General features: G+C 46.4%; 16 protein-coding genes and 1 riboswitch. Of the genes, 1 reads left to right on the top strand and 15 read right to left on the bottom strand.

Annotation, left to right across the window (positions count from 1 at the left end; genetic code table 11):
- Position 1: 1 nt before the first annotated feature.
- From ACL9RM_RS21375 to gcvH, 15 genes are all read right to left on the bottom strand, one after another.
- A complete protein-coding gene (locus ACL9RM_RS21375) occupies positions 2-913 on the bottom strand; it encodes a serine/threonine protein kinase (RefSeq protein WP_250266470.1) in 912 nt (303 codons plus the stop codon).
- A 177-nt stretch (positions 914-1,090) separates the two neighbouring features.
- The gene (locus ACL9RM_RS21370; protein WP_250266471.1) at positions 1,091-2,344 is read right to left on the bottom strand and encodes an L-lactate MFS transporter; all 1,254 of its coding nucleotides are present in this window, start codon (positions 2,342-2,344) and stop codon (positions 1,091-1,093) included.
- Positions 2,345-2,534: 190 nt separating this feature from the next.
- Positions 2,535-3,299 carry a LytR/AlgR family response regulator transcription factor gene (locus ACL9RM_RS21365; RefSeq protein ID WP_235308886.1) on the bottom strand — a complete coding sequence of 255 codons (765 nt, stop codon included), beginning with the start codon at positions 3,297-3,299 and terminating at the stop codon, positions 2,535-2,537.
- A complete protein-coding gene (locus ACL9RM_RS21360; protein ID WP_172828267.1) occupies positions 3,296-4,957 on the bottom strand; it encodes a sensor histidine kinase in 1,662 nt (553 codons plus the stop codon). Before ACL9RM_RS21360 ends, ACL9RM_RS21365 begins: the two co-directional genes overlap by 4 nt.
- 45 nt (positions 4,958-5,002) lie before the next feature.
- Positions 5,003-5,251 (bottom strand): hypothetical protein, encoded by a 249-nt coding sequence (locus ACL9RM_RS21355; RefSeq protein WP_039272912.1) that lies wholly within the window; start codon positions 5,249-5,251, stop codon positions 5,003-5,005.
- Positions 5,252-5,434: 183 nt separating this feature from the next.
- The gene (locus ACL9RM_RS21350) at positions 5,435-6,931 is read right to left on the bottom strand and encodes a methyl-accepting chemotaxis protein (RefSeq protein ID WP_250266472.1); all 1,497 of its coding nucleotides are present in this window, start codon (positions 6,929-6,931) and stop codon (positions 5,435-5,437) included.
- 284 nt (positions 6,932-7,215) lie between these two features.
- A complete protein-coding gene (locus ACL9RM_RS21345) occupies positions 7,216-7,857 on the bottom strand; it encodes a 50S ribosomal protein L25 (RefSeq protein ID WP_061828704.1) in 642 nt (213 codons plus the stop codon).
- Positions 7,858-8,088: 231 nt separating this feature from the next.
- The gene (gene pulA / locus ACL9RM_RS21340) at positions 8,089-10,623 is read right to left on the bottom strand and encodes a type I pullulanase (RefSeq protein WP_250266473.1); all 2,535 of its coding nucleotides are present in this window, start codon (positions 10,621-10,623) and stop codon (positions 8,089-8,091) included.
- Between the two features lie 255 nt (positions 10,624-10,878).
- Positions 10,879-12,534, bottom strand: a complete 1,656-nt coding sequence (locus ACL9RM_RS21335) for an amino acid ABC transporter ATP-binding/permease protein (RefSeq protein WP_250266474.1) — start codon at positions 12,532-12,534, stop codon at positions 10,879-10,881.
- Entirely contained in the window at positions 12,527-14,692 is a 2,166-nt protein-coding gene (locus ACL9RM_RS21330) for a DUF454 family protein (protein WP_250266475.1), read from the bottom strand. The genes ACL9RM_RS21335 and ACL9RM_RS21330 overlap by 8 nt, the downstream gene beginning before the upstream one ends.
- Positions 14,693-14,906: 214 nt before the next feature.
- A complete protein-coding gene (locus ACL9RM_RS21325; protein ID WP_250266476.1) occupies positions 14,907-16,052 on the bottom strand; it encodes a mannitol-1-phosphate 5-dehydrogenase in 1,146 nt (381 codons plus the stop codon).
- Positions 16,049-16,483, bottom strand: a complete 435-nt coding sequence (locus ACL9RM_RS21320; RefSeq protein ID WP_235308869.1) for a PTS sugar transporter subunit IIA — start codon at positions 16,481-16,483, stop codon at positions 16,049-16,051. The genes ACL9RM_RS21325 and ACL9RM_RS21320 overlap by 4 nt, the downstream gene beginning before the upstream one ends.
- Positions 16,480-18,558 (bottom strand): BglG family transcription antiterminator, encoded by a 2,079-nt coding sequence (locus tag ACL9RM_RS21315; protein ID WP_250266477.1) that lies wholly within the window; start codon positions 18,556-18,558, stop codon positions 16,480-16,482. Before ACL9RM_RS21315 ends, ACL9RM_RS21320 begins: the two co-directional genes overlap by 4 nt.
- A gap of 81 nt (positions 18,559-18,639) precedes the next feature.
- A complete protein-coding gene (locus ACL9RM_RS21310) occupies positions 18,640-20,118 on the bottom strand; it encodes a PTS mannitol transporter subunit IICB (RefSeq protein ID WP_250266478.1) in 1,479 nt (492 codons plus the stop codon).
- 378 nt (positions 20,119-20,496) lie between these two features.
- Complete coding sequence (gene gcvH, locus ACL9RM_RS21305) at positions 20,497-20,895, bottom strand: glycine cleavage system protein GcvH (RefSeq protein ID WP_250266479.1); 399 nt, start codon at positions 20,893-20,895, stop codon at positions 20,497-20,499.
- Positions 20,896-21,196: 301 nt separating this feature from the next.
- A riboswitch (glycine riboswitch) is annotated at positions 21,197-21,388 on the top strand.
- Positions 21,389-21,564: 176 nt separating this feature from the next.
- Here gcvH and gcvT point away from each other — a divergent pair.
- Positions 21,565-22,665: a glycine cleavage system aminomethyltransferase GcvT gene (gcvT, locus tag ACL9RM_RS21300; protein ID WP_250266480.1), complete on the top strand. Its 1,101-nt coding sequence runs from the start codon at positions 21,565-21,567 to the stop codon at positions 22,663-22,665.
- The last annotated feature ends 38 nt before the right edge of the window (positions 22,666-22,703 follow it).

The raw sequence follows: 22,703 nt of genomic DNA, 5'->3' as shown, positions 1-22,703 counted from the left end.
ATTAATGAACCGTAAGAGTAGGGCGCTTCCCTTTTTTTATCCAATATTCCGCACGTAGTGCGGCTTTAAACCATCGAAGTGAACGGCAACGCTTGTTAGCCTGTACTTCCAGACCACGCCGAATGACATACGGCAGCAGAGAAAGTCCTGCATTTTCAATCTGAATCCGCTCGGAATGATCTGCAAACAATCGGCCCGGCACATCTGGCGGAGGTGCTCCTTTTCGGCAATAATACAGCGTGGCGGCCAAACTATAGATATCCGACACAGGCCCCTGCTGCGAACGATTAGAGTAAAATTCCAGCGGAGAATAGCCCGCCGTGGTAAAGATCGGATGCTCTTTGCCTTCAAAATGCACAGCCGAACCAAAATCAATCAGCTTGATGTTGCCATTTTCCCCAATCATAATGTTGCCCGGCTTAATATCCCGGTGAATAATTCCTTTGTCGTGAATGTACTCCATGGCATCAATTAAAGGTAGCACCGTGTGGTACAAAAAAGTGGGATCAGATGTTGGCACAGCTTCTTCTTTCATCATTCGATCCAATGTCTTGCCTGCACAGTATTCCATGACCAGATAGGCAGTTCCATTTTCCTCAAAGTGATCTATATAACCGACAATTCCCGGATGACTTAACTCCTTCAACATTTGCCCTTCACGCAAAAAATAATGCATAAACTCCACGTATTTGGATTGCATAGAAGCACCGCAAGTGACCGTTTTTCGATCCATCCCTCGCAAAGCCAGGGCATTCGGAAAAAATTCCTTCACAATGACCTTTTCTCGGTTATCCAACAGCCTTGCCGTATACACGATGGCCAGCTCACTGCGGGACAAGGCGCTTCGAATTTGATATGTATTTCGCAGCTTCGTATTACGGGCAAGCAGATTCCCGCTTGTATCCACGATCATGACTCGTCCTCCTGTCAGGTTCTTAGCTTATGTCTTTTGTATATATCGGCTTATTACACATCTTTTTATTATACCGTAAAATAGATTATTGGAAAAACAAATAACCTGCCATAATCTCCCTTAGAGAAATGATGACAGGTCTTTTGGCATTCATCTGGTTCTTTGTTCTCAAATCGTTTAACCCAGTTTCGTTCCAGGCTTCATGCTGCGCACACTGTTCGTATTTTTCTTCCGTTCACTGCGCAGTTTGCCTTTGCCTTGTTCTGGAGTGCGAATGGTGAGGGCAATTAGGAATGATACGACACACAGCACAGCAATCGTGGTAAAGGTCGGGATGAATCCACCCAGTAACGCTGCGATAAATGACCCCGCCAGCGCACCGAGGCCAAAGCCTTGATATACAATACCATAGTTTTTGCTTTGATTTTTCAGACCGAAGAAATCAGCTACAATGGCAGGAAAGACTGTAATGTTGCCGCCGAAGCAAAAAGCAATTCCTGCTACACAGGCAAAGAATAAACCAAAATTCAGCGGTACCAGACTCAGCACTGTGACTGCGACCGCCGTTGTCAGCAATGCACCCGCTACTACTTTCAGACGACCTACTTTATCCGATAGCGCACCCAGTATGATCCGGCCCGCCGTGTTGAAAATTGCGACCATAGCGACCGCATTAGCAGCTGTTGCTACATCTAGGCCGGCCATCCGTACGCCGATATCTTTGACGACTCCAATCAGGTAGAGACCACTCATACAAGCGGTAAAGAACATTACGAACAGCAGGTATGCCTGCTTGGTGCGCAGCATTTCTTTAACGGTGTAGTCCCGCTGTACAATCCCATTTTGTACCGAAGGCTTGTTCACGACTACAGCTTCTCTTACCAGGAAGGAACCACCCACAATCATAATCAGCACGATCATTCCCCAATATAAAAACGCTTGTGATACGCCAACGGACTGAATCAAAGAACCATTAATATACTTGAATATAAGACTGCCTGTTCCATATGCCCCGACCGAAATACCGGAAATAAGTCCTTTTTTCTCAGGAAACCATTTAATCAGATTCGACAGTGATGTAATATATGCCGTTCCATCCGCAAAACCTACGACAATACCCGCCAAAATATATAGCAGGGACAGCGATGTTACCTGCGAACTGAGCATGAGACCGGCTCCTAACACGACACCTGAACACAAAATCAGACGACGTAATCCCCATTTATCCTGTAGTTTGCCTGCGAATAATGTAGCAAACGCCAGTGCAAAACTGGTAATTGAAAATGTAATGGCAACCGAACTGAGGTTCCAGCCAAAGCGGTCCACCAACGGTTGATTAAATAAACTCCATGTGTAAATGGTTCCTAATCCCATCTGGACAATTATTGTTCCAAGTACGACAAGCCAACGATTTCCGCTGTTTGTTTTCATTTCAATCTCCTCTTTTCATTCCGGCTCTACAGCGTCAATTTGTGATCATCATAACCGGGAATCCAGTACGCTTTGCGCCTGTGGAGGAGCAAGTCTGTAAGGATTCTCTCTACATGGATTATTATAACCCTGCATGTAAGCCAGAAATCGTTTGAGGAATGAAATGCACATATAGCGGAATGAAATGCCTTTAAAGTCGCATAATTTGCCGAAATTCCTTGGCCTTGCTACGGCTTACCGGAATTTCAGCTTCTAGTCCACGCAAACGCAAGAGATACGTATGATTAAACCAAGGTACAATTTCACGGATCTGCGACAAATTCACCGTGTACGATCGGTGACAGCGGAAAAAGTCCTGCTGCGGCAGCCGGGCATGAAATTCCGAAATGCTCATCGGCATCGTATATTCTTCGTGCCTTGTAAAGACACGGGTCACCTTTTCCTGCGCACACGCATAGTAAATATCGTTTGCATCCGTTACGATGATTTTGTCATTTTTCAGCAGATTAATACGACCTGGCGCAGCAATGGTACTGGCTTCGGCAGCTCGGGGTTGCGCCGTCTGGACAGGCTCCTGTATTGGAACGTTCTGCTGCTCATAAGCATTTTCCAGCTTACGCAGCATAGATGCGATCCTTTTTTCATCATATGGTTTGAGGATGTAGTCGAACGCCTCCAGTTCAAAAGCCTGCGCCGCATGTTCTTTATAGGCGGTCGTAAAAATAATATAGGGCTTTTTGGCAAATTTGCTAATGTTCTGTGCCAGTAGCATCCCGTCCAATGAAGGAATGTTAATGTCCAGAAAGATCGCGTCCGTCTCCTGATCTTGCAGAAACCGAAACACATCTAGCCCATCCTCGAAACTATCAGTCACCTCAATGTTGCTATGAGTCTGAATAAGATACTCCAGCTCTTCACGTGCCGGAAGCTCGTCTTCTACAATTATGGCCTTCATGATTTCTCCTTTGGTATGTCAAAATAAACTTCGGTGCCCGGCTCATGCTTTAGAATAATAACTCCTTCGCCGTACATAAGCTTGAGCCGTCTGTGCACATTGTACAAGCCGATCTGTTTAGCCGGAACCCGATCATGATAGAGGTTATCCACAACATCATCGCGTATACCTACCCCGGTATCTGCCACAGAAATACGCACCTTTTCTCCACGATCCTTTACAGAAATAGTTACTGTACCTGACCCCTTTTTCTTGAGGATTCCATGATTAATCGCATTCTCAACCAGGGGCTGGATAATAAGACTTGGAATACGCACAGACACCTCATCCATAACATACTCTACCTGAAGCCGGTTGCCGAAGCGTGCTTTCTCAATTTCCACATAATCAGACACCTGCTGAAGCTCTTTATGGATTTCGATCAAATCATCATTCAGTTCCAAATTATAGCGCAGGTAGCCCGATAAATTAATGATCAGCTCTCGTGCCTTATCCGGCTTGGTGCGTGTCGTAGAGGCAATGGCGTTCAGCGCGTTAAACAGAAAATGGGGATTAATTTTCGTTTGGAGCGCCTTTAGCTCGGCTTTATTCGCCGCTTCCTTAATTTGCTCCACACGCGACACTTCCATTAACGTGGAAATGATTTGAGACAAGCCAATCGCCATCGTCTGCAACGGATACGTGATTTTATAAGCTTTGCGGTAATAAATCTTCAAGGTGCCAGTTACCTCTCCCCGCTCCTCTAACGGGATAATGAGCAGAGACTGGATTTGGGGTGTTTTATCGTCTGCAATATGGTTGCGGATCGTGATTTTACCGCTACGGATCGTCGATTTAGTCACATCGCTAATAATCTCATCTCCGATGTGATAACGCTCTTCGCCAAAACCGACATAGGCCAGCACATCTCTGGTATCGGTAATCGCTACCGCGTCTGCCTTGATATCTTCTTTTATGATCGAACAAATGGTATGCAAGGATTCCGCATTAATGGAGCGAAAATAAGGCAACGTCTTATTGGCAATATCCAGTGCCAGCTTGGCCTGTCTGGCCGCGATATTCTCCTTTTCCCCCTCCACACTCTGGATCAACAGAACGATTAAACCGATACTGACTTCTCCGATAATCATGGGTAGACCGATCTTGGAAACAATGTCCACACCAAGGCCATGGGGTTGTGCCATCACCAGAATGAGCAGCATCGTCAACGCTTCACAGACCATACCTGCGGCGATACCGACCAGCCATCTCTTGGAACGGTTGACCCGGCGGCCGATATATCCTGACACCACACCTGCCAGAATACTTGTAATCAGACACGGAATCGAGGTCACTCCCCCGATATCAATTAGATAACGATGGATACCTGATACAATACCTGTAACGATCCCAACCCAGGGTCCAAACAAAATACCGCCCGCCATAATTGCAATGATTCGAACGTTAACCAGCGAACCTTCGACTTCAATCCCGGTGTACGTACCGAACAGTGCAAACATGCAAAAAATCAACGTTAGTAAGGTTAGCTCTGCCGGGGAATGACTGTTCTTTTGCAAGGTTTCCTTAAATCGTGGGATACGTGTAATAAAAAATAAACAAATTAGTAACAACGCTGCGCGCTCAAATAGCTGCATCAGCATTTCCAACAAGGCGTTCACCTGCGTTCCTCCCAAATAAAAACGGATATGCCTACATAGGTTGTGTTATCGTGTACGTCGTTCATACACACCATACCCAAGTATCATCAAGCCACATACGAATAAAATAATAACAAATATATTGTCAACAAAACTCGGCATATCAGGTTCTGACATAGAGATGCCCGAACTATTTAATTTAACAGGTACGGAATTCGCAGCCCATTGAATGACCGATATAAAGCGCTCCATCGTATAAATCACTCCGCTACCCAATAGGCTCAACACGCCGATCAACAAATATTTAAGCTCCATAAGAATTTATTCCCCCTTAATTACAAAGCATTTAAACTGCCACAAATTATACCATCAACTTCCATCTAATTATAGCTTCTAGAAATCCCCTCTTCATTTCCCTTCAAACGCAGTAAAAAACCGGAGAGTACCGCTTGATAGCGATAATCCCCGGATCTCTAGTCCGATAATGAAGCATTTCTGTTATTTGCTTTTGCTGATTTCGGTAGGAATGTTGTCCTCCTTCTGATCATGTACCAGTTCTTTTAACTGGATAATCAACGTCTCCAGCTCATTAAATCCGGTCACCATATTGGAGGTTATATTCCGTTGCTCCTCTACTCCAGCCAAAATTTGCTCTGACGCTGCACTCGCTTGTTCTGTAACGCTTGAAAACTCCTCCATCTCTTGAACGACCTGAGATGAGAATTGCTGCATACTATTCGTACTGGCTTCCACCTCCACGGCCTGCAGCAGCACTTTATTGGCATTTTGCAGGATATCCTCCAGTACAATTTCGGTCGAATGGGCCGATTCCATACTCTGCTGTAGTCTTTGCTGTCCCAAGTCAAATTGGCTTACGACAGAATCCATCTGAGTTCTCAGTTGGGTCAAAATACCTTCCATTGCCACCGAGGTATTCCCTACCATTTCAGCCAAATTACGCACTTCGCCAGCCACGATGGCAAATCCTTTTCCATGCTCTCCCGCTCTGGCGGCCTCAATGGATGCATTCAAGGACAGCAAATTAGTTTGTTTCGAGATTTGAGTAATATCTTTGAGCATGGCAGACATATTATCACTTTGTGTTTTAAACTCGTCCAATTCTTCTTTGGTACGACTCATAACCAGACCCAAATCCTTAATTTGAGACGTTAATGCAAGCAGTTGATTGCTCCCTCTGCTCCCGGCACTTTTCGTATCTTCGGAGAGCTGCTTCAATTCTCGGGAATGATCGGCAACCTCGCGCACGTGCTGGTCAGACTGAGCCAAGTTATCCGTTACCTCAGTGATATTCGAAGCTTGCATTTCTACCCCTTTGGCAACCTCCTGAAACCCGATGGCGACTTCATTCGTCACGCTGCCGGTAGCATCCACTTGATTCCTGAATCGTTCTGTGAAGCTATGCAATCCAGCTACAGCCTGTCTCACTTGTTCAAACAAAAATTCAATACGTTGCCTTGTGGCATCCATATCTTTATTTTGCTCTTCCGTTTTCTTAAACTGCTTTTGATTTAACACCGATACCACTAACAATAGCAAACCAATCAGTAAAACAATAATAAACTCGTGTATATAACGCAAAGGACCGGTAACCGGGGGAGTTGCTGGCGTACCGATGGTAATTTGTATAAAAATATTACACAGATTTAAGACCATTGTTATCAAAAAGTATCGGTAAGATGGGTAGAGCAACAACAATGAGCAAATAAAGATCGTAGTCACTGCCTCCACGCTAGATAAGTTCACAAATATACATATTAATACGCTATATAACGTAATAATCCAAGGAATAAGGCGGATTCCTTTCTTTTTCATATTCAGAATCGTCAACACTGCGGCGACTACAAATCCTACACCACTAGACACCCACACCGATGGATTAGATAATGCCGGGATGGTGCTGCTCAAGGTCATAATCCAAAAAATAATGATCACCAATTTGTTTCTTTGCCACAACAATTCATTTGTTCTGTCCATGATTGTGTACGCGCTCCTTAGATATATATTAGGTATTTATAAAATAAAAATGTAAATGCCATACTATATATATCGTCATATCAGAACGCGTATTGAATGAAAATCGTACGAACACCACATTCCCTTTTAAACACCAAATCACAACAGGACAACTTTTTAAAGAGAAAGAGTATGTAAGTGTAAATAAATGAATGCAAAAAATCGCCCCCTAGCAGGGAGCGATTTTGAATACCTTTTTGATGATCTTCTGCAATTGAAAAAGATTCATAAACCAACTGAAAACATTAGGATTCCTTGTTTTCGGAAGCCTCTTCAGTGCCTTCAGTTGCCGCTGCATCACCTTCCACAGCAGCATTTTCTACTTCAACTGCACGCGGAACGATAATAGAAGCAAGCAGTTCTTCTTCAGGGACGTGCAGTGTTACTCCTTTAGGGAGCTTCAAGTCGCTAGCGCTCAGCTTGTCGCCAACATCCAGTGCGGATACATCCACTTCAATGGTAGATGGTAAATCAGCAGGAAGGCCTTCGACTTCAACTTCCGTTTCCTGAACTTGCAGAATACCGCCTGTTTTTGTACCTACAGGTGTACCCTGATAATCAATAGAAACACGCACGCGAAGCGGTTTGTTTTTGGCAATTTTCAAAAAATCAGCATGCAACCATTGGTTGTCACGCTGTTGATAATCTTTAATAATAACCGGAATGGTTTCTCCACCCTCTACAGTGAGGTTGAACACCTCTGAACGTCCGGTTTTGACTACTTTATTAAATTCCTTGGCATCGACATGTACAGGGGTTCCTTCAAGCTCAGAGCCGTAAACCACAGCTGGAATCCGTCCTTTTAACCTCAATTCACGAATAGCCGAACCCTTCTTCTCTGTTCTCGGCTGGGCGGTCAGTTGAATACTTCCTCCATTAGAACTCATGATATACAACCTCCTTCAGGTTACCTTACAAATGATTTTCCTCCAAGAATCTTGCCTGTTTACCAGTCGTACTACAGGATATAAGCCAGCAAGCTGGAAAAACTAAACAAGTCCATAATTCTATTTTACCCCTTTTTTCTGAAACTGACACACGTTTACATAAAAAAATAGCATTTCTCGAAATAATCGAAAAATGCTACTTTCGTATATATAGCGACCAAGCATATAAGTCTATCCGGCCCGATTATCATTTACCAGTAGCAAATATTCTTCTCTGCCACTATGAATCAATACCTGCATCACAGACTGGTTTAGGTCTATATCAATATAGCGATCTGTCTCAACATCCTTGGCATCCCAGTGATTAAGCCGGACAATGTAGCCAATTCGCTGTATATCAGGAGACACCTGAATACGCGCTATTGCACGACCGTCATCCAAATCACGAAATTCAACATGTCCGTCGCGGTGCCCAGTTCCCCATACCCATACGTTCCAGCCAGTGTATTGCCGATCTGCACGCTCGTATATCAGTTCAATCGTGCGAAATGGAGCGACTTCCCTATCGTTTCCAAGCTGCACATCTGTCAACGCTATGGCTGTACCTGCAATTTCTTGATCTGTTCCCTCATCCGAGTCTTCCAATTCGTTCTCCGCCTGACGATTAACCTGATCTTGTTCAGTCAAAAAGGAGACTCGTGCAGGTTCTTCCTGATCATATAACACCATCATCGACCAGCGCGATACAGTCACACGATGGCCTACCACTTCATACCGGGTCTCATTACCAGCCCCGTGTGCGTCCACGACCACACGCCAACGATCCGATTCCGCAGGCAATAATATCGTTTGCTCTGTATCCGAGCCGTTATAAATCACCACAATATGATTCCAGGCATCGCCGTTAGCATGGTGCCTCAAAGCAAAAGCCACCACATGCCCACTGCTTTGCAGCACTTCCATATGCTGCTCCACTAGCTCACGATGGTCCATTCGGAATGCCGGGTGGTTGCGCCGCAAAGCAATTAAACCTTGGTAGTAATCAAACACTGGGCGAAACCTCGCCTTGTTATGCCAATGGATGGCATTCACCACATCTGGGCTTCGGTAGCTATTATGGTCTCCATATTTGGAGCGCAGCAGTTCATCCCCTGCATGAATAAAAGGAATGCCTTGGGATGTGAGTACCATACCGTTAGCCAACAGGGACTTGCGTACGGTTTCGTTCTCTAGCAAGTTATCTTCATCCAGTTCCCAATACGGGTCTGCTTCGGCAACAGCTTGTTCAGGTGTCCTCCCATCCTGTGGCTTCCCCTGCTCCCATTGTGGAAAACGACAGTGCTCCCGCAATTGTCTTACCGTCAAAATTTTATCCCACAGATTGAGATTATCGTGGGCAGTTACATAATTGACGGTCTCCGATGGCTGAGCTGTGAAATCATGAATAGCCCCAAAAGCACCTTTGAGCACCTGCTCCTCCTGATGTTCTGCCCCCGTGGCAAACCCGCTCCCAGTACTGTCGCTATCTCCCTTAATAGCAGAACGGTAGTTGTCGTTAAAAACGGCAAAGCCTTTGTCGCGTTGCGTTCCTTTTAGCGTAAGCAAGGGTTGCGGAGATTCTCCTCCCGTCCAAGGCTCACCATAGATCAGCAGATCGGGACGCACTTCAGAGCGAAGCTCCTGGGTAAGCTGCTCTACGGTCGGTGTATCAATCAGCCCCATCAGATCAAATCGAAAGCCGTCTATATGATATTCCTCTGCCCAATAGCGTAGTGAATCCTTAATATACTTGCGCACCATCGGACGTTCGGTTGCCACCTCATTCCCTACACCTGATCCATTGGTGAGCTGCCCTTGCTCATCCGTGCGGTAATAATATCCAGGTACAACAGGCTCAAATGGCCCCTTTTCCACCGAATAAGTATGGTTGTACACGACGTCCATAATGACACCGATGCCGGCAGTATGCAAAGACTGTACCAGCAGTTTCAGCTCTCGTATGCGTGTCTCCGGATCAGCCGGATTGGAAGAATAAGACCCCTCCGGCACATTATAATGCTGCGGATCATAGCCCCAGTTATATTCAGTTTCTAATTCTGCAAAGTCATTCACCGTATGAAAATCAGCTACTGGAAGCAAATGAACATGTGTAATGCCCAGCTCCAGCAGATGATCCAGCCCGATGCTGTTCCCCTCAGTATCCTTCAATCCCGTATACGTAAAGGCCTCAAACCGTCCCTGAGCAGCAGATAAGTCTTTTTTCCCCGTATTAAAATGGGTATCCATCGAAAAATCACGCACATGAAGCTCATAGAGAATGGCATCTGTCGGCCGCTTAAGGGTAGGACTCGCATCCAATTCCCATCCGTCCGGGTTGGTTTGAGCCAAATCAATGATCGCTGTACGCTGCCCGTTGGCTGATACCCCTGTGGCATATGGATCGGCAGCATAATGAATGGTGTTGTCCGCCCACTCCAGCCTGTACATGTAATAATATTTGTTCCAGTCCCCTTCCAGCTCTATAGACCATACACCTTGATCACCACGGCTCATGAGAAATTCCTGACCACCGCTGTGCTCCTGAACGTTCCCCTCCTGATCGTACACCCCCGCATCGTTATACAACGCTATATGGACCTGCTGCGCAGTCGGTGCCCATACCTTGAACTTGCTGCCCGCAGGCGTATAAGTAAGACCCAAATCATAGCCTTCATATATGGGATATGTTGTGTGCTCAAGCTCATTGAGCTGATTGAAATCTGACATTCCTGTTCACCACCCATTTCTGTACATCGGCTTACAGCCTCTGTTCATCCATCATTTATGATGTTTATGACTTGTCAATATACCTCAGGATTTTGTAAAATCTTCACCTAATAGGCTATCAAAATAAGACAAGTTTGAAAAGCTGGATGATTTAAATAAGGATGACGCTTCCATTTCAACGCACACTCCATTTTATGACAAAACTATGAACAGGCTACAGCTTTTGCCCTTAAGGTATAACAATAGTTAGAAAAGTCAGGACAATCTACGGTTATCCATTTCAAAAATATCGTCTGCAATCCGCATGGTAGAACTTCGGTGCGAAACAAGGACAATCGTTTTATCTTGCTGCTGTTCCTTTAACGATTTTAAAATAATTGCCTCGTTCAGGCTGTCCAAATTGCTGGTAGGCTCGTCGAGCAGTAAGAGAGGCGCATTATGGACAAAGGCTCTGGCCAGCCCCAAGCGTTGGCGTTCTCCACCGGACAGCCTGTCCCCCAATTCTCCAACTCGGCTGTCATACCCTCGAGGCAAGGTCATAATAAAATCGTGCACGGATGCCTTACGTGCTGCTTCCACCACCTGCTCATGTGTAGCATCAGGCTTTCCGATTTTGATATTAGCTGCAATTGAATCATCAAACAGGAACGTATGCTGATCTACATAGCTCTGTAAGCCTCTCAAATGTCGGGTCCCAATTTCCTTCAAATCGTGTCCGGATAGCAAAATTTCACCTTGCTGCGGGTCCCTAAATCGCATCAGCAACTTTAGCAGTGTAGACTTGCCAGAGCCGCTTTTACCCTGAATGCCTAAAATCCGCTTATGCGGTATCGTGAGACTTACATCATTCAGCACCGTTTGACCATCGTATGCAAAAGTCACCTTGTCTACTCGTGCCCCAGTAAAGGCAACACTCATCCCTTCGATATTTTCCTCAACCTCCGGGGTTTCCTCCAATAGACTCAACACTCGTTCCCCGCTCGCCAGCGTTTGAAGCAAATTGTTGGACAAGTTGCTCAGTGCGACGACCGGACCAAATGAACTAAACAGTGCAATGACAGAAATTAGCATACCTGTAAATTCAACCTGACCATTAGACATACCGTACAATCCAGCCAGCAGCATCAAGAATGAGAATCCAACTACAGCCGCATCTGTGATCGCTCTTGTGATGCCTTCATGATGCTTCAAGTCCTTCTGCTTGGCATCCAATTGATCCGTACGACGGTTAATCTCATTCAAACGTTGTTCTCCTTGTCCATATTGCACAATTTCCTTCATACCCCGTAAGCTGTCCAAAAAGTAACTGCTCAGCTTGCCAAAGCTGCTTCGGTATTCCATCCCCTGACGTTTGCCCATACGTGACGTGAGTAAGGGAATAAATAAACCGACAGTTAGGTAAGCAAGCGCAGCGAGCCAGCCTAATAGAGGCTCATAAGAACCGATAAAAAATACCATGAGCAGTGAAGTGATGATGCCGATCATTACAGGCGCTATCGTATGCGCATAAAATACTTCCAGCAGCTCAATATCACTCGTAATGAGTGATATCAGATTCCCCTTGTCCTTGCCTTCCAATTTGGCTGGAGCGAGTCTGCGCAGGGCTTGAAGCACCTTGTCACGCAGTACAGCCAGTAGCTTGAAAGCGAGATAATGACCACTCATTTGCTCGCCATAACGGAATACGCCGCGCAGTACGGCACAAACCACGATCGCCGTCAGCAAAAACGACATGGTGTAGCCTGTCGTGATGCCCGTTGCTGTAAGCAGAGCAAGGGCTCCATACACTATAATGCCAATAGCACAAATAAAACCAAGCACTCCTGTCACAATCGTGATGAGCAGTGCAGGTAAAAGAGGTCCCGCCAATACCAATAATTGGCCCATGATCCGTAATCCGTGTCTACGCATATACAGCACCTCCTTTTGCAAACTGCTCTACCCGGTGTTGACTGAGATACATATCCGCATAATGTCCCTGCTGGCTCAACAGTTCATGATGCGTTCCGGATTCTGCCACCAATCCGTTTTGCAGCACATAGATACAGTCGGATTGAACTACATTTTCCAGTCTATGCGAGATAAGAATCACTGTTTTTTGACCTGCCAGCGCATGTATTACCTCCATAATGCCTTCCTCACTCTCACTGTCAATGTTAGAGGTGGCTTCGTCAAAAATGTACACACGACTATCATGCAGCAATGCTCTGGCCAGTGCTAGCCGTTGGCGCTGTCCTCCTGACAGATTTGCCCCCTGCTCCTCCAGTTCTGCTTCCAGTCCTCCTTCTGAAAGGATAAAATCATACAGCTTCACTTGTCGCAAAGCTTCCAGCATTTGTTGCTCATCCGCGTGCTCATTGCCCATTTTTAAATTTGCTTCCACTGTGCCTTTAAAAATATAGCTGTTAAAACCAATCCAGGTCATGTGACGCATGCGGCTTTCTTCCGAAATATCGGTAAGCTCGGTTCCTCCAATCGTCAGACTTCCTCGATACCCCTCGTGATGCCCAACGATCAATCCGGCTACCGTACTTTTACCAGAGCCTGATTCCCCAACAATTGAAACCAAGCTGCCCTGGGGAATATCCATGGATATATTTCGTAAGGTATCTCTTTCGTCGTAGGCGAAACTCACCTGTTTCAGTCGAATATCTGTGTTTTCTATGCTTTCTTGTCCTTGTATAAGATCCTCTGTACTCAACATTTGAAATATTTTGTCGCTTGCTGCCATTCCGTTCATGGCGATATGGAAGTAAGAACCCAGCAAACGCAGCGGAATGAAAAATTCTGCTGACAGCAAAACAATGATGATCGCTCCTGCCAAGCCAATATGACCTGAAGAATATTCACTTATCGCGACCAGTACACCCGCAGCAGCACCACCAAATGCGATAAGATCCATAATGGCCACGGAGTTAAGCTGCATAGTCAGCACTTTCATCGTCATTTTGCGAAAGTCCTCAGCTGCTGTGTTCATTTCCTGATGTTTATCCTGGTCTGTTCCGTACATTTTGAGCGTAGTCAGACCTTGTACATTCTCCAAAAAGCTGTGGCCCAGATTGACGTAACTGCCCCAATATTTCCGAAACAGCTTTTTAGCCATCCTCATAATGACAATGATCGACACTGGAATTAAGGGAACGCAGATCAATAGTATAATGGCTGCTTTGAAGCTGACAAAAGAGAGGGTGATGAATAACGTGACGGGGGCAAGCAGACTGTAAAATAGCTGGGGCATATATCTACCGAAATAGGTTTCAAGCTGCTCTACCCCTTCTACAGCAAACTGAATAACCCCCGAGGTGGAGGTATGATCTGTATATGCGGGTCCCATCTTCAGCAACTTGCCGTAAATTTGCGAGCGCAGTGTTTTTTTAGCATTTACCGAAGCACGATAGGATAACATACTGGCTGCATAATTGCTCAGGCAGCGAACTGCAATAGCAGCAATAACAATGACCGTCATAGATAGAATCAGCTTGCGAGTCACTTGTCCTTCCCATGCCTGCTGCATAACAAAAGCCATAGATAACACAGCGGCTATACTCCCCAAAAGACCGATCCACTGCATAAGCACACCCAAGACGATATATTTCCGAGAATGTTCCACTAGACCGAGCAGACGGCTGTCGACCATTTTAGACCTTTTTTTTGGAGTAGGTGTAGGTATAGGTTCAGATGAACATGAAGGCGTTATTTCTGCTGCAGCATTTCTTATTGTTCCGATGCGGAATATAAAGTAATAATATTTAAAAAGGATGACCAAGACGATGAGCGCTTTCCCCCACACATTAGGCGTGAAAATAAAGCCTGTAATCAGCATCGCTGACGCTAAGCCCAATGTCGTGATTTTCGTAGACAGCTTCAACGACCTTGTTTGGACAAAACTCTCTAGATGCTTTTGGTATAGAGAGGTATTCGAAAACCACTGGTGAATCCTTTCGGACCCCCGCATAAAGAAAAAGGTCGCTAGCAGTAGAAACGGTGTAGTCGGTAGCAACGGTAGCACTACACCAATAACTCCAAGCGCCAAAAATAAAAACCCTAAGGTAATATAGATCGGTTTCACTATAATCCTCCCTAATAGTTATAATAGTAATGATTTCATTTTATAGATAATGATAATCATTATCAATATAAACAATTTAAGCAGGTTGTTATGTGATGTAAATCACGCATATAAAAATCCTCTTGAAGCACATCCCTACAGAACACGTTAGTGTTGATGTGGATGCTTTGTCTTCAAGAGGATTACGGAAAGTAGATGTTGATAATTCGTTGTTTTATGAATTTATAATATCATATTGCTCCAATACCTGCCGATGTAACGGGTGGTCTGCGGTTATGGAAGTATAACGCGTCAGCGCCGCACCCAGTCCTTCGCTACGAATCACCTGCTGAAGTTCGACTGCCTCGGGGTCTTCCGTAATATCAAATTTACAGGCAGCAGCCATTCCTAACGCCAGATGATCCGTAGGGATGCCATACTCCTGCGCTTGGAGCGCGGGACGTACAAGACGATCATTGGGAGACAGCTTGCGCAACGGTGAACGTCCGACCCGAGTAACATCATCTGTCAGATTAGGATTGCGGAAGCGATCCAAAATTTTAGAGATGTACTTCTTATGCTCCCCTTGATCCAAACCGAAGCGCTTCACAAGCACTGCTCCTGTCTCCTCCAGTGACCCTTGTATCGAATCCACCACCTTGCTATCCTTCATGGCCTCCTGGATGGTAGCATAACCTGCGGTATAGCCAAGATAGGCTGCCACGCAATGCCCCGTATTCACCGTGAACAGCTTTCGTTCAATGTAAGGCTCTAGATCCTGCACGTACAGAATGCCTTCGATTTCTTCATGCTCAGGTGCCATTTGTGAACGATCCACCACCCACTCGTAAAAAGGCTCTACCTGCACATGTAACGGGTCCTCGTGGTGTTGGATCGGCACAATCCGGTCTACAGCAGCATTGGGGAAATATACCGAAGCCTCTGCCTTGGCACCAGTCGCCTCATCCAGTAGCGCAAAAACATGCTCTTTCAGTTGGGCGCTGCCTCCGATTGCATTTTCGCAAGCAATCACATGCAGCGGGCCTGCCCCTCGCTCCACCCGCCGCGCTATTCCCTCGGCAATACCTGCTGCAATGTGCTTGAGGATGCCGACACCTACTGCGGTCGTTACCAGATCAGCGTGGTCTACCGCATCAGCTACAGCCGCTGCATCCTTGCCGTCAATCGCCGTTACATTCGTGACCAGCTCCGTATCCTTTGTATCATTGGCTAACTCTACGGTATATTGTTTACGACGGCGTAACTCGGATACAAGGGTGTCGTTGACATCTGAAAAGACAACCTCATAGCCTGCACGCGACAGAATTAATCCGATAAAGCCGCGACCGATATTTCCTGCTCCAAAGTGGACGGCTCTCATAGCTCCAGCTCACTTTCGAACAGATCTATAATTTCCTGTGGGGTCACCGCGTTGCGAAGTTTATCCATATTTTCTTCCTCCGCACACACCACAGCGATACTCGTCAAAATCTCCATATGATCGCCGCCTTGTGCTGCAATGCCGATCACCATATATGCTTTCTCTTCCCCAAAATCTACGCCTTGCGGGAACTGAACGATGGAGATGCCTGTGGATTGAATAAGCGTCTTGGATTCCTTGGTGCCATGTGGAATAGCCAGCCCGTTCCCGATGTAGGTAGACACGATCTCCTCGCGTTCCAGCATCTTGTCAATGTACTCACTTGAAATATGTCCCGCATCCAGCAGGATTTGTCCAGCCATACGAATCGCCTCATATTTGTCTTTGGCGGTTGCGTTCATTTTTACTTTGTCTATCGTCATAATACTCACGGTAGGTTCCTCCCTGTCCCTAATTTACTGTGGAAAAATTCAGCCAGCTCACTCGATATATAATTGACAATATGATCCCTGCTACCGTGTTCCAGTAGCGTAACCATGTCTTCCTGCAAGAGTAATGCACTAATCTCGCTCAATACCTCCAAGCTTTCTCTTGGCAGCTCACGAGGCCCCAACATGAGCAGCACGCATTCTACCTGTTCACCTGTATCCGCCAACAGCGGCTCTGCCAGCTTATACAAGGTAAGCGAAGGCTTGCGAATATAGTGGCTGCGCGTATGAACTAAAGCAATGGAGGTATCAGAGATCACCTGACTACCTTGGCGCTCTCTTTCCATGAGTTGTGCAGCAACCGCAGAAGGCTCTGTAACATTCCCCCGCCCCGCCTCCAGCATGCATATCGCCTCTACGGTCGCCGCCATATCCATCCCTTGATTTTCCAGCGGATACACTTGAAATTGCTGTACAATGTGTACAATTTCCTCGAGACTTTTCCGCAGACCGGTAAGCCACTCCATATCCTGACCAGGCTGAACGGCCTGTTCCTGCTGATGATCATTGAGATGATGGAGTGTAATATGCTGGATGAAATGACGTAGACGGTCACTCTCCTCCTGCGTTAGCAGCGGACTGATCTTAAGATACCGATCTGGTTCAAGCGGTAGCTCTACTGTCGAAATGATCAGATCATAATCCTCCTTGGGAATCCGCGCCGCCTCGTACCATGAGGCCCTATCCACAATTTTGATCTGTGGGAGCTCTTTGGCGAGCCTTGTTGCCAGAAGTCTGGATGATCCAATGCCGCTCGTGCAGACTACAATGGCCCGCACCTCCCGACGCAATTGTCGCAGCCGCTCCAGCGAAGCGCCGAAATGCATGACGAGAAATCCGATCTCTTCATCAGGCACTTTCATTTCTGTCATGCTCGCCGCAGCCTTTTTCACTGATTCGAATAAGCTGCTGTAATCCTTGCGGATTTGCTGAAGGAGAGGGTTACGAATCGACCTGCCTTCCTTCAAACGTTTGAATACCGGAGCCATATGGGCAATCAGTCCTTCACGCAGAACACGGTCCTCTTTCAATGGCGTGCCTGTCTCTTCCTCCACACGACGAATCAACTCATGAACCGACTCCAACAGTACGAGATCATCCAACGGCAGTAGTCGGGTAGAGTGATCTTCGGCATCACGAAATAGCAGCCTGAGATAAGATCGTTCCGGCTCTGGAAATTCAATATCCAGCGCCTCTGACAACTCCGTGCATATGCGTTCCACCATAGCTGTGCGAAGCATGATATTTTCATCCGAATCTGTTTTTAAATACGAGAGAAGAGGATCTATAACATACCCGAGTCGCAGACGTACCAGCGAAACGCAAATTTGAATCAGCAGCTCCATGTATTTGCTTTCCACCATGTTTTCCAACCATTTTTCATGGGGCTGCCAGAGGGCCTTTTCCACGATTAGCAGGTTATCTCTGCCAATCATCTCCAGCAGCTTGTCGGCAACACGGGTTACAGGACGAAGTTCTTCCCGGGCTGAAAACAGATCGGATTCATCCAAATATTCGAGAGCCAGCTCGGAAATCGCCCGTCTTTTGTCTGTCTCCCGCCCTGTAATCTCGACCCCGTACCCCCGTCTGCGCACAAGCATGAGTCCACGTTCCTCAATCCAGTCTTGCAATTCGTCTAGATCATGACTGACCGTAGTTACCGTGACTTTCAGATCTGAAGCCAGCGCCAACAGCTTGATCGGCTCCCGTGTATCCAGCAGCATGCAGAGTACCACGATCTTTCTCTCCTCAGCCGAATATTCGTCTGACTTCGTATGCAGCAATTGGTTTCGCAGGCATACAAGCTGAGCTGGATCAGCATCTATACAGATACCGATCCCTGACTTTTTCTCCAGCTTCACCTCATGAGCTGCCAGCCAATGCTCGACTGCACCCAGTTCCCGATGAACCGTCCTTGTGCTGACATTGATCTTCGTAGCAATTTCCCCGGCTGTAACCTCTTTGGACTGCTCCAGAAGATATTCCACGATGTCACGTTGTCGTTTCGTAATATTCATAAGCGCATACCGTTCCTTCCCAAGCTCATCCCTCCAGCAGGAGACGTACATTGCATACAGTCCGCCTGACTTCGATGGGGATTAAGAATCGGATTTCAGACGTTCAACCAGCGCTTCGTATTCAGGGCTCTTCAGAAAATTGTCAATGGAAATGTGCTCAGCTTTCGGAGCTACTGTTTTAGCCCGATCTGTCAACGTTTTTTGCGTAATGACAATATCCGCATCCTGTGGAATTTCACTGATTGCCGTATTCGTAACTGTTACGCCCACACCCGCCTGCTTCATTTTTTTGCGTAAAATCGAGGCACCCATAGCGCTTGAACCCATACCTGCATCACAGGAAAAGACGATTTTGTTCACTTCGGATTTATCCTTGAGCGTTCGATCTGCAGCAATTTCTGCAGCACGATCAGATTCGTGGTTATCTTCCATTACAGTGGCGTTAGCACTTGCACTCTTGCTTTGATTTTTCATATCTTTCAGGCGGGATGCAGCTTCCTCCAGCCCCTCTTCTTGTTTCTTACCAGTCTTGAGTAACACTGCGGCAACAGCAAAAGATACAACCGCAGCAGCGATCACCCCGCTTAGCATTGGCAAATATCCGCCTTTTGGCGTCATTAGAAAATAGGCGATGATGCTGCCCGGCGAAGGAGCAGCAACCAGTCCGGCACCTGTCAACATGAAACAGAAGGTTCCCACAACGCCCCCAGCTATAGCAGCAAGAATCAAAATCGGCTTCATCAAAATATAAGGGAAATAAATTTCATGAATCCCGCCGAAAAAATGAATGATGACTGCCCCAGGAGCCGACGACTTCGCAGAGCCTTTACCGAACAGGCAGTAGGCCAGCAAAATACCGAGCCCCGGCCCAGGGTTGGATTCCAGCATGAACAGTACGGATTTCCCTGTTCTTGCAGCTTCCTCCAACGCAATCGGACTTAATACTCCGTGATTCAGCGCGTTGTTTAAAAATAATACTTTTCCGGGCTCAATAATGAGGTTGACAAGCGGCAGTAGCCCTGCGTTCACGAGGAACTGTACCCCTGCCGACAATACTTGACTGATCATTTGTACAACCGGGCCGATCGCCACATGGGCAAGCAGTGCTAGAATGGCACCGATAATACCGGCCGAAAAATTATTGACCAGCATTTCAAAGCCTGATCTGACTTTGCCTTCAATGGCCTTGTCGAACTTCTTCAATATCCACGCAGCCAGCGGACCAGCGACCATCGCGCCCAGGAACATCGGGATATCGGCTCCCACTATGACACCCATCGTCATAATGGCACCAATCACACCTCCACGTTGTCCGTGAATCATCGTGCCTCCCGTGTAACCAATCAGCAGCGGCAGCAAATAATTTTTCATCGGATCAACCAGTTGTGCAAAACCTTCGTTCGGGAACCACCCGGTCGGAATAAAGAGTGCCGTAATCAATCCCCACGCGATAAAGGCTCCCATGTTGGGCATAACCATACCGCTGAGAAAACGGCCAAAACGCTGTACGGCGACACGAGTGCCTCCTTTTGAACTTGGCTTTGCGTCCAATGTACTCATATTCAAATCCTCCTTGTAGGTAAGCATCACTACCTTTTCTTAAAATTCATACTAAATGACAGCGCTATCTTCATCAACGAAATGAAAACGTACTTTCGTCATGAACGTTGATGACAACATTTAAATTTAAATTATCCGAGAAGGTATTATACCTGCATAATTCTTCTTAATATGACCTGTAGCTATAGAAATTAGTCGAAAAACCGTACTGGATTATGTATGATTCTTACTATAGGGACAACCCTCTACATCAGAATAAAACACGTAATTACGTCTGAAAAAAGACAAAAAAATAGCCGCTATGTCAAATCATAGCGACTGTTGTATACAAAAATCGAGCAGACAAATAACACTCTTATTCCATACTACATTGCTCCATTACTGCTCATCGGAAATCAACTGCTCGTATTGATCCGCAGACAGTAGCTTGCCCAATGCTTCCTCCACATCTTTACCCATCTCTACTTCGATCATCCAACCTTTTTCATAGGGAGATTCATTCACTAGCTCAGGCGTACTTTCCAGCGCTTCATTCACTTTTAATACGGTTCCCGTCACCGGAGCAAAAAGGTCGGATACCGTCTTCACCGATTCAATCGTACCGATCTCCGCTCCCTGCTCAATCGTTACTCCCACCTCAGGTAATTCTACAAAAACAATATCACCCAGTTGATGCTGTGCAAAGTCTGTAATACCAATCCGCAACGTTCCATTCTCTGTGCGCTGAACCCACTCATGTTCGTCTGTATACCAAAGTTGCTGCTTTACTTCACCCATCCTGTTCCCCTCACTTCCATATGAATAAAATCGCTTTTGCTCACCTGTATTAGACAGGTTAAGATTATGACAACAGGAACACTCATGTCAATAATACTAACAAAAATACTTCATATGACCTCATATGGCGTACTATATAAAAATATGATAACTTATAACAAACGCTTACATATCCTTATTTATATATTAAATGTTTTTTCTATTGTTTTTGATGACATTTTTATTGACATTTTGAATGAATTTGCGTATTAATGGGTTATAGCAAATGCTTTGGAAAACACCCCGACAACTGCAAACGCGGATGAACGCGGAGGGAGAGACTGCCAAAAAGATTCGCATAGCTGTTGCCGCTTATGAGACATAAGTGCACGCGAATCGGATCAAGTTGTTATCTGCAAAGCCAGGTAATATACTGTTGATCCCGAAGGTAGCGCCGAAGGAGTAAGCCTGCATTGTAGGTGAATCTCTCAGGCAAAAGGACCTCTGCCGGACGCATCTCTGGAGAGCATTCGCTATTGGAGCGGATCACCCAAGGGGAAACCCGGTACATACCGGGGTAACTTTCTGGTATCAAGGACAGAGCTGAAAAAAGAGTGTAGACTGCCGTCTATACGTTTTTTTCGGCCTGTCTTTTTTGTTTAGCCGATCACACCGGATAGGAGTGGAAAAATGACTAATTTGCGAAAAACACCGCTATATTCGTCCTACGGGACGCAGTCTGGGGTTCGTTGTATTGACTTTGGCGGCTGGGAGCTCCCCGTTCAGTTTAGCGGCATTCAAAAGGAGCATGAGGCCGTCCGGCAACGTGCGGGTTTATTCGATGTATCGCATATGGGCGAATTTTTGGTTGAAGGCAAAGAGGCCGAAGCTTTTCTGCAAAGGGTGACCACGAATGATGTCAGCCAGTTGGAACTAGGTCAGGCACAATATTCACTCCTGTGTTACCCCGATGGAGGGGTAGTAGACGACCTGCTTGTTTACTGCAAAGGACCGGAGCGCTACATGCTCGTTGTGAACGCCTCTAACATCGATAAGGATTGGGATTGGCTAATTCGCCATATGCCTGCATCCGTTCACATGGAGAATGTGTCTGATGCGATAGCATTGCTGGCGTTGCAAGGACCGGAAGCAGCACGTATTGCCGCAGCCGTGGCAGATACGGACATTACGAATCTGGCATCTTTTCGCTTCCATGAGAATGTGCCATTGTTCGGAGCAAAAGCACTCGTCTCACGAACCGGATATACGGGTGAAGACGGTTTTGAATTTTACGTACCTGCCGCGGAAGCACCAGCCGTATGGGAGGGTTTGCTTCGTTCCGGTGAGTCGTATGGGCTGATTCCCGCTGGACTTGGTGCTCGGGATACCCTACGCTTTGAGGCACGGTTGCCGCTGTACGGACAGGAGTTATCTGCCACGATTTCACCGCTCGAAGCCGGTCTAGGTTTCTTCGTCAAGCTGAATAAAGGAGATTTTATCGGTAGAGAAGCACTGCAACGTCAGAAAGAACAAGGGATTCCTCGCAAATTGATCGGGCTGGAAATGATGGATCGCGGTATCCCTCGCGCCCATTACCCGGTATTCGCAGAAGGACAACGCATCGGTGAGGTCACAACGGGGACTCAGTCGCCCACCTTGAAGCGTAATCTCGGCCTCGCCTTGGTAGACAGTCGTTTTAGCGCCCTCTCCACACCGCTGGAGGTTGAGATTCGTGGCAAACGCCTGCGTGCCGAGGTGGTGGCAGCACCCTTTTATAAACGCCCGCGCTGATCTTAAACTCTCTTCATTTCAATAAAGCAAACATGTCA

The sequence above is a fragment of the Paenibacillus sp. S29 genome (assembly GCF_049319765.1).
GTDB lineage: Bacteria > Bacillota > Bacilli > Paenibacillales > Paenibacillaceae > Paenibacillus > Paenibacillus polymyxa_B.
Note: the sequence above shows the minus strand (reverse complement) of the source record. Positions and strands in the feature narration are given on the sequence as shown.